Annotated in this window: 12 protein-coding genes; 2 read left to right on the plus strand and 10 right to left on the minus strand. The window is 43.7% G+C overall.

From position 1 onward, the window contains the following. Positions 1-447: 447 nt before the first annotated feature. The 7 genes from FHW89_RS29025 to FHW89_RS24345 form a co-directional block, all read right to left on the minus strand. Entirely contained in the window at positions 448-573 is a 126-nt protein-coding gene (locus FHW89_RS29025; RefSeq protein ID WP_256367819.1) for a hypothetical protein, read from the minus strand. Between the two features lie 218 nt (positions 574-791). Beyond that, positions 792-1,076 carry a hypothetical protein gene (locus tag FHW89_RS28715; protein WP_216650684.1) on the minus strand — a complete coding sequence of 95 codons (285 nt, stop codon included), beginning with the start codon at positions 1,074-1,076 and terminating at the stop codon, positions 792-794. Between the two features lie 90 nt (positions 1,077-1,166). Next, positions 1,167-1,319 carry a hypothetical protein gene (locus tag FHW89_RS28720; RefSeq protein ID WP_216650685.1) on the minus strand — a complete coding sequence of 51 codons (153 nt, stop codon included), beginning with the start codon at positions 1,317-1,319 and terminating at the stop codon, positions 1,167-1,169. A 167-nt stretch (positions 1,320-1,486) separates the two neighbouring features. Then, complete coding sequence (locus FHW89_RS24330) at positions 1,487-2,491, minus strand: endo alpha-1,4 polygalactosaminidase (RefSeq protein WP_172337657.1); 1,005 nt, start codon at positions 2,489-2,491, stop codon at positions 1,487-1,489. 198 nt (positions 2,492-2,689) lie between these two features. After that, positions 2,690-3,181, minus strand: coding sequence for a cytochrome P460 family protein (locus FHW89_RS24335; protein ID WP_172337658.1), 492 nt, complete (start codon positions 3,179-3,181; stop codon positions 2,690-2,692). Between the two features lie 206 nt (positions 3,182-3,387). Further along, positions 3,388-5,769 (minus strand): alpha-L-rhamnosidase C-terminal domain-containing protein, encoded by a 2,382-nt coding sequence (locus FHW89_RS24340; RefSeq protein ID WP_172337659.1) that lies wholly within the window; start codon positions 5,767-5,769, stop codon positions 3,388-3,390. Between the two features lie 128 nt (positions 5,770-5,897). Further along, entirely contained in the window at positions 5,898-7,304 is a 1,407-nt protein-coding gene (locus tag FHW89_RS24345) for a serine hydrolase (RefSeq protein ID WP_172337660.1), read from the minus strand. A 162-nt stretch (positions 7,305-7,466) separates the two neighbouring features. Here FHW89_RS24345 and FHW89_RS24350 point away from each other — a divergent pair, with 162 nt between their 5' ends. Beyond that, on the plus strand, positions 7,467-9,878 hold the full coding sequence (locus FHW89_RS24350) for a DUF2339 domain-containing protein (protein ID WP_172337661.1): 2,412 nt from the start codon (positions 7,467-7,469) through the stop codon (positions 9,876-9,878). After that, positions 9,871-11,094 carry a DUF3999 family protein gene (locus tag FHW89_RS24355; protein ID WP_172337662.1) on the plus strand — a complete coding sequence of 408 codons (1,224 nt, stop codon included), beginning with the start codon at positions 9,871-9,873 and terminating at the stop codon, positions 11,092-11,094. Before FHW89_RS24350 ends, FHW89_RS24355 begins: the two co-directional genes overlap by 8 nt. A gap of 69 nt (positions 11,095-11,163) precedes the next feature. Here the strand turns inward: FHW89_RS24355 and FHW89_RS24360 are convergent, their stop codons facing one another. The 3 genes from FHW89_RS24360 to FHW89_RS24370 form a co-directional block, all read right to left on the minus strand. Next, on the minus strand, positions 11,164-11,469 hold the full coding sequence (locus FHW89_RS24360) for a GIY-YIG nuclease family protein (protein WP_371742484.1): 306 nt from the start codon (positions 11,467-11,469) through the stop codon (positions 11,164-11,166). 399 nt (positions 11,470-11,868) lie between these two features. Continuing rightward, on the minus strand, positions 11,869-12,798 hold the full coding sequence (locus tag FHW89_RS24365; RefSeq protein WP_172337663.1) for a TIGR01777 family oxidoreductase: 930 nt from the start codon (positions 12,796-12,798) through the stop codon (positions 11,869-11,871). Next, positions 12,798-13,622, minus strand: coding sequence for a DUF393 domain-containing protein (locus FHW89_RS24370; protein WP_172337664.1), 825 nt, complete (start codon positions 13,620-13,622; stop codon positions 12,798-12,800). The genes FHW89_RS24365 and FHW89_RS24370 overlap by 1 nt, the downstream gene beginning before the upstream one ends. Positions 13,623-13,715 lie beyond the last annotated feature (93 nt).

Here is a 13,715-nt window from a genome sequence, read left to right on the forward strand (position 1 = left end):
AATATCTGACTGTTAATTATTCAATTAAATTAGTGTAGTTAATACAATAAGCAACAATCAGTACAAAGGTAAAGTTAGCGCAGCTTTTTTCTTTTCAAACCGAAATCCAAAGTATTTTACTCAATAATGGCAAAAACACCATTAAATGTTATTTCTGTTAGAATTGATTGTTCTTATTACACTTTTTATAAACTTTTAAAAAGGGAAGTTGTTTGAGGACGGGTTGGATTGAATTTGTCTATTGCTGCCGCAAGCGTGCCGCTTGTGGTAATAAATGCAGCTTTTCTCCCCTGCGTCATTGCGAGGAGGAACGACGTGGCAATCCCCAACTATACAGAGCGGCTCTGCCTCCCGGGGATTATTAATGTTGTTAATTATTTTAAAGGCATTAATGAGCTCCCTCCAGTCGGTTATCCACGCTATCGCTCGCAATGACGTGATTTTTATTTATCCCACTACGCTTAATTCCTTTCGTCTGGTCCAAAAGTAAATGGCGAAGCAAACAGATACAGCGGCTATAACTACCCCAAATTCATCGGCAAAATACTTGGTCTGCGCATTCGCGATCGTCATCGGGGTAAAAAAAGTTTGAACAAAAAGATTATGGCTGGCATGCAGCATAACGCCGGTCCACAAGCTACCTGATTTTAGCCTAAACCAGGTGGCAATGAAGCTTGCGCTTACTATCGCTACTGTAAAGCAGGTTAAGCTGTACCAGAAGGGTGTGCCGCCGTTATAGCTTCCCGATACAATTAAAGGGTAATGCCATACGGCCTAGATAAGCCCGGTTATCAATGAGGTAGCAGTAAAGCCTGCAATTTGCTGAGCTGGGGAACAAGAAAACCCCGCCATCCTATCTCCTCGCCCAGCGCTGTAGACATGCTTGCAAAAAAACCCACAACCCCGTTAACCAGGAAAAATAACGGGATAAAAACACTGTCGGGAAGATTACTCCACCCCAGCGATTGCGCGGCTTCTTTGATGAACTGTTTATTATAAAATCCACCCCATCCCATCATCCAGATAATGCCATAGCTGATTGCCGCATATAGCAGCGGTACAAAATAAGCCCACACCTGGTATTTTGGGTTTCCCCATTGCCAGCCTAAACCCTTAAAGTCGAGTTTGAGGATCTTACACGTTAGGTAAGTTGCCAGGGCAGGGCACTACATAATACCGTATCCATATATACGCCCGCCAATCCTGCCTGTGCCCTGGTGCAGGGTCAATATCCAAACAATAGCACTAAACAATAACGTGAGCAGGAGATATAGGTAGATTGATTTCTTGATTTGTGGTTTTGTTTGACTTAATTCCATCTTCAAATATAAATAAGTACGCTAAACGGTAAATAATGGCGCGGTCACATTTCCGCTGTCAATCGCAACATGATTATCGCTAACAAAAAAGCCCCCTTTTCATTGCAGGCGAAAAGGGGGTACCTCATCCAAAGATGGGGGTGACGGGGTTAACCTAATCTTCAGTACTAATTTCCTTCGTAATATTCAAAGGCATCAATGATATCCAGGTAAACACCATCAAAACCGGCATTGAGTATCTTTTTCAAATACGAAGCATCGTTGCCGTAAATGATTTTTTGCCAGTCCTTATTCCAATATTTCACTTTATAATTTCCTTTCCATTTAGGATTCTCCGCATCCAGCCAAACCGGGTTACCGGGTTTCCAGGTATTTTGCCAGTAATAGCGGTAATTCTCCGCTTCGCCGATAGACATGTAGGAAATAACGATGCGTTTGCCGCCGTTGGCTTTCTTTTTCAAGGCATTAATTTCGGCGCTGGTAAAGGCAGCTTTATCAAAATAGGCATCCATGATCAAAGCATCATAATTTGTAGCTGTAACTGCCTTTATAAAATCAGCTTTGGAATTAAAATTATCAGTATTATTGAGTAGGTACAGGAAATTTTTGGCCTGGCTCAATGAGGTAACGACGTTCGCATTCTCATTATTAATCTTTGCGGGGAAGTCTGGAATGTTATTCAGCTCTCTTTCATCGGCTGCGAATGAAATATACCCGTTAGTAAAGTTTACCTGGTAAGATCGGGTCATGTTTGATGGCGTTGAGCAATAATCGGTTACCAGAATCTTTTTCCCGTTCTTTTTGGAGATATCCAGGAAGCTCCTTAAGTCATTGTTAACGGTGGCAGGTGTAGGCTGGTCATCATTGTCATAACCATAGTACAGGTCTTCCTGCCCGTTGCCGTCAATAGCGTTGAGGTAGGCGGTGCTGGGGGCGCTTGTTTTCTCGCCATCAACCGTTACCAATGCAATACCGTTTTGCGGTATAATTGCAAATTTGGGATTAGCATTCTTTGCGTATTTACTTATCCCGATCACAAAATTGCGCATCTCCTGCGCGTAATCAATATTTACGCTCGCGTCAGTCTTTTTTCTTTCGGCAGTCATTTCCTGGTCGCTTTTTTTACAGGCGCACAGCAGCACCACGAGCAGTAATAGGGGTATTTTTTCCATACGGTATGTAATTTTTTTGTTACATAACGCTGAAAGACCTGTTAAATTTTGCTGATCGACTTTTAAAAAAAAATATTTTATCTGCGCTCGTTTGCAACGAATACTTATTATAGCACAACGATTGCATCGTCATGGCGTTGTAAACGCAAACCGAGGTAAGGATTGCTTCGCGCCTGGAGGGCCTACTCAAAAAACGCTTTAACCCCGGTAGCTACTAAAAATAAAACTATTGGCTTTGCGGGTGTTATGACAGTTAAAACATTGTTCTTTTGTAGGATGCAGCGCCTTTGTGGTTAAACTATCTTTATAGATAAATTCCTCATATCCCCAGCCGCCCGTTTCGTTAAACTGCGAGTTGTTTTTAACCATTACATCTATCAGTTTTCTTTTGCCCTCATATATATCCCCGTTTTTTTGGGGCAGGGATTCCAATACATCAAACACAATGATAGCGCCATCTGCAAACTGGCCCGTTTTATAACCCTCTAAGGCTTTTGCGTTGGCATAGATATGATGAAAGCCCGAATGTGATGCAAATGCAGGATTGTTGACAGCGGTTTTCACATGGGTCCAATTACGGTAACCTTCCGGAATTAAAATATCTCCCGACGGTTTCTTTTCGGCCCGGCTAAAGGAATACATCATGATCACCACGAGGCTTAACGAGCTAACTATAATTATCTTCTTCATAGGTTTGGGTTTAATTAACTATATCAAACTTACAAATATTTGATAATAAACACATTATGCCAATATCACCTTTCAGAAGGGTAACAATTCAAAATCTGTCATCCTGAACGAAGTGAAGGATCTATTAACGAACTTTACAAGCGCCCAGCAGATGCTTCACTCCGTTCAGCATGACAAATTAGTGCTATTTCTTCACTATTATTATTTTAAATACTCAATTTGTTCTCACCTGCTTTAACCGGGTAACTTTTACCCTTCCATATCAACAGCCCCGATGTATTTGGCGGCAGATTGATCAAAACTGTCCATTTGTTTTTTATCAATTGATACTTTACAGACAGCTTGCCATTAGGATGCGGAATTTCGCCGCTTACGCTTTTCAGATCGCCTAAATGGGGTTCAATCTTAACCTGGTTGAAACCGGGCGCATAGCTATCCACTCCCAATATCGTCCGGTAAAACTCAATATTCGGACTGGCGCCCCAGGCGTGGCAGTCGGAGCGGTTATGTTCCAGGTCGGATATTTCGGCCCAGGTAGTGAGGCCCATATCGATATTCTTGCGCCATATATCCAGCCATTGCAGGTAATTGTTACCCAAACCACCTTTTATTAGAGCCTGGTGCAGGTAGTATTTAAAATAGATAGTGCATTTGGTGATGGAGGTATCGGTAAGCATTTTTTTGCATACTGCTGTAGCATCGGCATCGGCCAGCATGCCGGTTAGTACAGCCAGGGTGTTGGTGTGCTGCGAAAACAGTTGTTTATCTTCTGTATCGCCATATAGTTGCCGGCCCGCATCCCAGTATTTATTTTGTATAGTAACTTTCAACTGTGCGGCTTTAGCCTTGTACATTTTGGCAAAGGCGGGCATACCCATTTTTGCTTCCATCTCGGCCGCCTGGTTGTAGGCCCACATTAGTTGCAGATCCAATACCGCGGAATGGCCTTCTTTACTTTGGGGAGCTTCGCCAAAATCCCAGCCTTTATCGCTTACCCAATCTACAAAGGTCCAGTAGGGTGTATCTTTCAGGGAGCCATCGGCTTGCTGGTATTTGCTAAAGAAAGCGAGTACAGCCCTTGCCCCTTCCAGTTTATCTTTTACAAAGGCGCTGTCGGGCCGGTACATCCAGTAATCATGCAGCATGCCGATGTACCATAAAGAAAAGGTAGAAATGATCTGCGGCGAGAACGACGGATGACGGCTCAGGGTTAATCCCTCGGCAATGCGCGATTGATCCATCTGGCTGATGGCGTTGCGGGCCAGGCGGTCGTCGCCGCTGTTATAGTACGATACCAGGGCTTGTATACGGGTGTCGCCAACATATTGCAGTTGTTCGTAGTAGGGGCAGTCGGTGTAAGTTTCGCCGGCGCAAAGGCGGGCGGTGCGCCAGCCAATGTCCAGGATCTTTTGCATTTCGGGCTTGCCGGTTTCCAATTTGGCATTCAGCTGAAAGGGGTAACCGGTGAAGGTGCCGTAAATATCATCGATGATTAAAGGATCATCCCCCGTTTTAACCTGTAACTGGATGTACCGGTAAGTGCGCCAGGCCAGGGTAGTGAATGTTTGATCGGTCGAGCCATCAGCAATAATACTATCCCGGCGACCGGCAAAAATCTTCCCGTCCACATCGTTCCGGTTACCTTTAACTATACCGTGAGCCAGGCTATTGAACATGGATTCGGCATAGGTTAATTTGATCGATGCATTTTTTCCTTTGCTAAAGTTGAGCGTAACAAAGGCATTGGTTAAATAAGTTTGATCGAGCAGTAAAGTAGCCGTAGCATTAGCGGGTATGGTAAGCGCTGTTTTTGCCGAGGGAAAAGATTTGGGGGCACTTACACCTTCGGCCTTGCGAAGCACGGGGATGCGCTGATATTTCAATTCCATTTGCGGCAAGGAGGATGGCACCAGCATCCAGCCAAAAGCATTCACGGTACCTTTGGGGTTACCATAGTCAACCCTGGTAGCATTTTTCCAGGAGCTGTCGTCAAAATCAGCAGCATTCCAGTTTTTGATAGCGGCGTTCATATCCACCAGTTCGCCCGGACCTGCAACATAATATGGATGATAACCGATACCGGTAAGCGGCCGGTAAGCTTTATCGCGGATGCATTTCCAGGTTTTATCGGTATTCACTATTTCTTCGGCGGCGGTATTACCCTGCATAATAAAACCCGTGCGGATAGAGATCTGCGCTTCGGGCCGGTAATCGCCTTCGTTCCAAACCAGGGCAGCTATGCTGTTATTGCCCGTTTTGAGATATGGAGCCAGGTCGACGGTTTCATAATTCCAGTAATAGGTATCACCACGGGCAGGTCCCAATGATACCAGTGTTTGGTTCACGTACAGTTTATACCGGTTATCGGCCGATACATGGACTATGAATGATGCGGGCTTAGCGGTCAGGCTGATGTTTTTTCGAAAATGATAAACGCCATAATCTTTTGCCGGTTCATCGGCGGCGGTGATCCATACGGCTTTCCAATGGCCGCGCAAGAGTGATGGGGAAACGGTTTGCGCATTGGCAGCCGTGGTGATCAATAAACAAAAGAGCAGCAAGATGTGCTTAAAAACTGGCTTCATCATCAGGTTTTATTTACGGTAATTAGCGGCAGGGGAAAGCCGTTGGCATATAATTTATAATGATAGCTAAAGTAATTAATTGATTTAGCCTATATCTTATCTGCAAAATCAGAATGCACGGCATTCTGACGTTATTTTTTTGCCTTATGCAGTTCGGACCGGACACCTGAATTGATGAACCAGCCACCGGTCACAGAACCCGTTTTATCAGTTTCAAATTCTATCTGCCTGTCGGTGCCATCAGCATAAAAGAATTTGATGTTTGATTCGGGTTTCAGTTCTACATCCTCTGCGCCATGCTGATGGCGATATAGTTTCCCATCTTTTTTGATGATATCGAAATTTAAGGTTAAAGCCTGGAGCTTGCGCGAATAACTACCCAAATACTTATTTAATATAGCAGCATCAACAGTTATTTCTTTATGCACATAGGGTAATGCCACCCGCATATCAAACAAGACCCCGGTAATACCATAAGCTATCGCCGATACCTCCGATTCGTTATTGGATAAAACAATAATGGTAATATCTTGTACCGGGTAGCGGGTTAAAATAGTGCGGTATCCCGGCCATCCGCCGCTATGACTGATAGCAACCCCAAACTGATCGGCCCCGATGCTCACACCATAACCGTAATACTTTTTTGTTAAGGTATCCATTAATGATTGTGTGGAAAGCATCTCGTTCTGCGTAGCCAGGCTGAGTAATGTACTATTTTTTATTGCCCTATCCCATTTTAAGAGATCGCCGGTTGTTGAATTAACGGTGCCATCTCCTGAAATACCATCCAGGTAAAAAACAGCATCGTCTTTTTTCGAGCTATCGGGAATTATATATTTTTTCAAACTATCTGCAAAAACATATCCATAAGCATAATTGGCAAGGGTGTCTGTTGATGAACGCCTGGTATTATAAACCTGTGAATGATCCATCCGCAGCGGGCCAAAAATATTTTTATACATAAAATACCGGTACGTTAAGCCGGATACTTTTTCAATGATGCTGGCCAGGATAGCATAACCGGTGTTGGAGTATTCAAACTTTTTACCGGGGGCAAAATTGGCCGGGATTTTTTCTGAAGCCAGAAAATTGATCATATCATCATTAAAAGCGATCTTTTTATGATCCCATTTATTTTCCATGGCGCTCATATAATCGGGCAAACCGGATGTGTGTGTGAGCAGGTTTTGTATGGTTACACCTTTATATGGCAGCTGCGGGAAAAACTTTCGCAGGGTATCTGTTAAGGAGAGTTTGCCTTTTTCCATCAACATCAGGATACCCATGGCCGTGAATTGTTTGGAAACTGAGGCCAATTCAAACACGGAGTTGGTATCAAGCAATTGTTTTGTATCGTAGTTACGGTATCCAAATGCTTTTTGGTAAATCACTTTTCCGGCCCTTGCAACCAGTACATTGCCGTTGAAGCCATTGATATTAACCTGGGCCTGCATAAAATTATCAATAGTGGCAGGATAATTCTGCTGAGCCAGCGAAGTTAATGGCAGTAAAAAGAGCAATAAAAGTATGTTTTTCATGGCCTTTAAAATTAATAATTACCCCTGTTAATAAAAAGCGAGCCTGACATAATAATACCTATAAGCAAAAATGGGAATCACCTGTAAATCAGCGTTAAATATTTTTTTATGTACTTGCCTTACATAAATCATCTATATTTAACTTTTGCCAAACCTGTATCTATGGAAATTGTAACCGTACTTTTACTGCTGCTTATTATTTATTTGGTGGTAAATAATAAAACCGCTATTAACCATAAAATAGCCGATCTGGAGCTAAAAATACTGGAGCTAAAGGTAGTAATTGAGCGTTTAAAGACATCGCGTTTCACGGATGAGGAGGCCAGGAAAACGGAGGAACCTAAACCGGCCATCACCCCAACACCGCCTGTTGTTAAAGATGAACCCATTAATGTTCCCCAGCCCGAACCTGTTGCACCTCCCGAACCACAACCGGAACCCGAATTTATTAAACCAGATCATATTGAGCGCCAGCCCGAAGTGATATCAGATAGCCTGTCGGCCATTCACAGACCTGTAAAAACCGGCGAACATACGGCGCCGAAACCCAGGGAACCGAAACCATCTTTCTTTGAAAGTCACCCCGATCTGGAAAAATTCATCGGCGAAAACCTGATCAACAAAATTGGTATCGCCATACTGGTTTTGGCCATCGGTTTTTTTGTAAAATACGCTATTGATAATGACTGGGTAGGCCCTATCGGTCGTGTGGGTATCGGCGTGGTGTGCGGAGCCATTTTAATTGGCATTGCGCACCGCCTGCGTAACAGCTATAAAGCGTTTAGCTCGGTATTGGTAGGTGGCGGTCTGGCTGTGTTTTATTTTACCATTACACTGGCCTTTCACCAGTTTAACCTGTTCAGTCAAACAGTAGCTTTTATTATTCTCATTGTGATCACCATTTTCGCGGTGGTGCTTTCGCTGCTGTATGATAAGCAGGAATTGGCCGTGATTGCCCTGGTAGGTGGTTTTGCCAGTCCGTTTATGGTAAGTACCGGGCATGCCAATTACGATGCTTTATTTATATATCTGCTGATTTTGAATACCGGCTTGCTTGTCATATCTTATTTTAAAGCCTGGCGGGTGCTTAACATTATCAGTTTTGTGTTTACGGTTATTGTTTTCGCATCGGTACTATATACGCTTACCGCGCCATCGTACCACATAGGCTTTATTTATGCCAGCATTTTTTATGTGCTATACTTTATTATCAATGTGGCGCATAATGTTAAGGAAAATAAAAAATTCATTGCCTCGGATTTTACCATCCTGCTGAGCAACACTGCGCTTTATTTTGCCGCAGGCCTGTATTTGCTTACGGTGATGAAGGAAGAGCAGTTCCGCGGCTTGTTTTGTATAAGCCTGGGCGTGGTAAACCTGGTATTGTCCTACGTGCTGTTCCGCAATCGCAAGGTTGATACCAATATTTTGTACCTGCTCATCGGCATAACGCTTACCTTTATTTCGCTGGCTGCGCCAATACAGCTACATGGGCACAGCATCACTATATTCTGGGCATCCGAAACGGTACTGCTCTACTGGTTGTATCAGCGCTCATCCATCCAGCTCATGAAACTTACCTCGCTGCTGCTTTGGGTAGCTATGCTGCTGAGCCTGCTGATGGATTGGTACCAGATATATGTAGACAATGATTTAAGCCTTACCGTTATTGCCAATAAGGGTTTTATCACTACACTGGTTGCGGCTATCAGCTCGTACCTGTTATCGGTGCTGGTGAGTAAAGACAAAGCCCCCGCGCCGCAGGAGTTTGCAATCGACCGGCATGTTTTCAGTATCACTGCCCTGGCGCTTTTATTTTTAAGCGGCTTGTTTGAGGTGAACCATCAGTTTGTACATCATTTCCCAAATACCCCGCTTAACATTTTATATATGATGCTGTATACGCCTGCATTTGTGTATGTATATTACCTGGCATCGTTAAAAGTAAAAGCGCTCAATTTTAACGAAAAAATAAGGCTGGCCATACTCCTGATATGCGTTACAGTTTATCTGGCTTTAACCCCGCAGTTTTTCGACTTGCAGCGCCTGATGCTCGAGCAGCACAAAGTGCCTGCCGGTCATTTTACGGCGCATTGGATAGCCGCTATTTTTGTTGGTTTGTTGTTTTACCGCATTATTCGCCTGAGCCAGAAAAACCTGGATGCCGGCATGAAGGTATTGTTCACCTGGCTTATCAGTGCGGCGGTGGTATTGTTTTTAAGTTTGGAGATCAGCCTGCTGAGCAATTTGCTGTTTTATGGAAATAGCCACTCTATAAATCGTATCGAAACGGTTTATATCAAAACCGGCCTGCCTATTTTGTGGGGATTGCTGTCTTTCGCGCTGATGTGGCTGGGAATGCGCCACAAATTAAAAGTAATGCGGATAGTATCGTTAAGCCTGTTTTCGTTAACGCTGCTTAAATTATTTTTGTTCGATATCAATAACATACCGGTAGCTGGCAAAATAGCGGCCTTCTTTTGCCTGGGCATTATACTGCTGGTGATATCATTCATGTACCAAAAGGTTAAAAAAATTATTGTTGATGATGAAGCCAAACCTAAGGATGAATAAAATATTAACCCTCACGGCGCTATTTTGCGGTTTGATGCTGTCGGCATCGGCACAGCAAAATTTCAAGTACCAGGCGGCCTTGCCCAAGGTAGATAGTCCCGGTTTTTATCGTATCAATCTGCTGCCTGCCTTTGTGGCCAAAGCAAAAGCCGATCTGTCCGACATCCGGATAGTTGATGCCAAGGGTAATTTTATCCCTTATATACAGGCCGGAAGCCTGCCGCAGAAAGACCAGAAAAGTTTTGTGGTTTTTAACCAGGTTGATGCAAAGCTAAGTACCGATACCGGCACCACTTTTACCATTGAAAATAAAACCGGACTGGCGCTTGATCGTCTGTGGATAAAACTGCAAAACACGGCAGTACAGCGCAAAGTAAGCCTGGTAGGCAGCGACGATCTGAAACAATGGTTCGCCATCCAGGAAGATATCCCATTGCAAGAAGCCGTGGTAAACAGTGAGGGTACTTACATGCAATCGCTGTCGTTCCCGGCAAGTAATTACCGTTATCTTAAATTGCTGGTAAACGATAAAAACAAAACACCTATTAAATTTTTGCAGGCCGGTGTGTATACGGAGTACGCCGCTACTTTAAGCTACACCCCGGTTTCGCCCGTTCAACTAACCCGGGCCGATAGCAATAAAACCACTTACATCACCCTAAAACTAAACGACAGTTACCAGGTCAATAAACTGCATTTAAACATAAGCGCACCCAAATATTTTAAGCGGGATGTATGGGTTTACCAGTTTACCGGGCACGATAAACAATTACTTGGCGAAGCGGAACTAAACTCCGCCAAAGCTACCGACCTGCTGATAGCAGCCAAGGCCAGCTATTTGCTCATCCAAATTGACAATGGTGATAATTTACCTTTAACTGTTGCGAGCGTGGATGCCTACCAATCTGCCGAATCGCTGATCAGTTACCTGGATGGCAAACAGACATACCGTTTACTCGCCGGCGATCAATCGGTACAGGCGCCAGAATATGATCTTAAGTTTTTTGCCGATAGTATCCGGGATAACACCCCGCAAATTAGTCATGAAACGGTTGGGCCAAACACAGCCTATCAAGCTAAACAACCAGCCAAAGCGGGTCGTGATTACACGGTATTCATCTGGGTAGCTATTGTGATTGCTGCTGGGCTACTATTGTTTTTAACCTTAAAGATGACCAAAGAGGTGAATAAAAAAGCGGGGGAAAAGAACGAGTAAAAGTTTATCCTACCCGTCATTGCGAGCGCAGCGTGGCAATCCCCTACTTCCAGAGCAAAAATGCTAAAGCTATTCATTAGCCAACCCATCATATAAATCCTTCCATTCAGGATTGAACTTATTGATCAAATCTATCTTTGATTCCCGTTTACGATCTTTAAGAATCTTCTCAGCAGCAATAGCTTCTTCAATGTGTGGGTAAAAATTATAATAAACCAGCTTTGTGCAATTATATTTGGCAGTGAAGCTTTTAGGGTGGACCTTATTCTTATGCTCCCATATTCGCGTTATGATATCAGATGTTACACCTATATACAAAACCGAATGAGTTAGATTGGTGACGATGTAAATGCATCCACCTCTTTGCATGACCATATCACAATATAATAGTTATTTATGGAAATTATAAGTAGGCTATAAGAAAAGCGCAAGTAACGTGCTGACTGGGGTTACCATGCCATCGCGGAATAAGAAAATAACCATTACGTCATTACAGCAATGACGTGATGTGAAAGGATCCGCTCCCGCGAGATTAGCGTAGCGTATCTCGTGGGTGGCATGATTAAAGCTTTCAGCTTTAGTATTCAGCTGAAAGCTGAGGCCATAATCACCACGGGCTGAAAGCCCGCGGCAGTGGAGAAATAAAAAATATTTGTCATGCTGAACGGAGTGAAGCATCTATTCCGCACCTTGCAAGGTTCATAAATAGATCCTTCGTTCCTCAGGATGACAAATAATATTCTTTATCTACACAAGAAGCGAAAGGCTTCCCACTCACCCCTTTATACTCAAAATATCATGCACCGCATACTCGGCTTTTTCATATTGAAAGGTAAAGCCAGAGTCGAGCAGGCGTTTGGGTTTTACCCAGCGGCTTTTGAGTACCAGTTCGGGTTCGGTACCAATCACTACGGCACCAATGTCAAGCAACCATTCAGGTGCAGGCAGGCCAAATGGCATGCCATAGCTTTTGCGTATGGTTTGCATCATATCGGCATTTTTTATAGCGGCTGGCGCAGTACAGTTAACTACCCCTTCAATTTCGGAATGATCAAGCAGCCATTGGGTACTGCGGGCTACATCCTGCTCATGTACCCAGGCAATATATTGTTTACCGGTACCTTGTTTGCCACCAAGCCCAAACCTAACCAGGTTCAATAAACGTGGAAAAACACTATCGCTGCGGCCCAATACAATACCCATGCGTAAAGCTATCTTGCGGGTATGCGGCGTTTCGCTTTTCAGGAAAACCTCTTCCCATATTTTACATACATCGATAGAAAAACCATAACCAATTTCGCCGGTTTCTTCATCCTGTGGACGGTCTTCTGCATAACGGTATATGGTGGCAGAAGTTACATTGATCCACAATTTTGGCGGATTGCTCATTTTATGTATGGCATGCCCAAGCAGCTCGGTAGGCAAAACACGTGATGTAATGATTTCGGCCTTGTTTTTTTCGGTGTAGCGGCAGTTCACATTTTTACCACAAAGATTGATCAGCATATCGGCCCCGGCCAGTTGTACTGTCCAGCCATTTTCGGCTTTACCGTCCCAAACTACCGTACGGACGTTATCAACAGTTTTAGCCTGTTTACGGGCCAGTATAACCACTTCGTTTGCCTTGTCTTTATAATAACTCGCCAGTACGGTACCCAGATAACCGTTACCCCCGGCGAGTACAATTTTTTTGTAGGGTTTCATTAGTTCAGGTTTAAGATCAGTGCCAATAAAATAATACGGTATGCAACCCAGGTAATGGTTAATGTCCAACCCAGGTTTAATAACTTAGTTCTGCGGATGTGCTCCAGGAACATTAATCCGGCCACCCCCATAAAATACAAGGCGTACACCTCAGACCCGAATTGAAGCCAATGGTTTATTGCCATCGGAATTAAAAGCAATAAACTACCTGCAAAAGAAATAGTCATCATGTTGCCCAGGTAGGTCCAGGTTTGCCGGCGATCCCAAAAGCTCATTATCGTTCCCTGAAAAATGATCTGCCCGCCGCATATCATATACTCGCGATAAGCATTGCCCAAAGCTACCATCGGACTTAAGAAATGCGCATAGGCGGTAAGCGTATAGCCCACAATGAACCAGGTAAACAACAAGTAAGCTATACGGTAATGCAGTTTAAATGTAGGCTGATATTCAAACCCATCGCCAACTTTGGGCGGCGGAATAATAACCCGTCTGTTGTATGATATAAAAGCATAAAGCTTGCTCATCAGCCAAACAAACGGCTTAAACCCGAACAAGGGTGCGAATACAGGACAGCTGTTGCCAATTATTTTAAACAGGCTCCTGATCCCATAACTTACTTCGCCGGTTTTCAAGCTAACCAGAGCAATCTCGTCAACGGCGCGCTGGCGGTCATACACAGGGCAGCTGCTTTCGGGTACCTGCTGGTAAGCCTGCCGACCACCAGCGGCCAGCATGCCTGTTTTAACAAAAGCTTTGGTATATACACTGCACATGGGGCATTCGGCATCAAATAGTATCACATGATCTTTTAGCGTTTTCATACTGCTGTAATTTTATGTTCTTGCGATTCAATAACACAAAATTACTATTTATTTTGAATTTTCAATAATTATTGAAAATATAATTAAAATAAT

The sequence above is a fragment of the Mucilaginibacter sp. SG564 genome (assembly GCF_013149275.1).
Classification (GTDB): Bacteria; Bacteroidota; Bacteroidia; order Sphingobacteriales; family Sphingobacteriaceae; genus Mucilaginibacter.

What these genes read in the sequence shown, in the direction of transcription:
- FHW89_RS24330 (WP_172337657.1), bottom strand. Translation starts at nt 2,491, where the DNA reads ATGGAAAAAATACCCCTATTACTGCTCGTGGTGCTGCTGTGCGCCTGT.
- FHW89_RS24350 (WP_172337661.1), top strand. Translation starts at nt 7,467, where the DNA reads ATGGAAATTGTAACCGTACTTTTACTGCTGCTTATTATTTATTTGGTG.
- FHW89_RS24370 (WP_172337664.1), bottom strand. Translation starts at nt 13,622, where the DNA reads ATGAAAACGCTAAAAGATCATGTGATACTATTTGATGCCGAATGCCCC.
- FHW89_RS24360 (WP_371742484.1), bottom strand. Translation starts at nt 11,469, where the DNA reads ATGGTCATGCAAAGAGGTGGATGCATTTACATCGTCACCAATCTAACT.
- FHW89_RS29025 (WP_256367819.1), bottom strand. Translation starts at nt 573, where the DNA reads ATGACGATCGCGAATGCGCAGACCAAGTATTTTGCCGATGAATTTGGG.
- FHW89_RS28720 (WP_216650685.1), bottom strand. Translation starts at nt 1,319, where the DNA reads ATGGAATTAAGTCAAACAAAACCACAAATCAAGAAATCAATCTACCTA.
- FHW89_RS24340 (WP_172337659.1), bottom strand. Translation starts at nt 5,769, where the DNA reads ATGATGAAGCCAGTTTTTAAGCACATCTTGCTGCTCTTTTGTTTATTG.
- FHW89_RS24365 (WP_172337663.1), bottom strand. Translation starts at nt 12,798, where the DNA reads ATGAAACCCTACAAAAAAATTGTACTCGCCGGGGGTAACGGTTATCTG.
- FHW89_RS24345 (WP_172337660.1), bottom strand. Translation starts at nt 7,304, where the DNA reads ATGAAAAACATACTTTTATTGCTCTTTTTACTGCCATTAACTTCGCTG.
- FHW89_RS24335 (WP_172337658.1), bottom strand. Translation starts at nt 3,181, where the DNA reads ATGAAGAAGATAATTATAGTTAGCTCGTTAAGCCTCGTGGTGATCATG.
- FHW89_RS24355 (WP_172337662.1), top strand. Translation starts at nt 9,871, where the DNA reads ATGAATAAAATATTAACCCTCACGGCGCTATTTTGCGGTTTGATGCTG.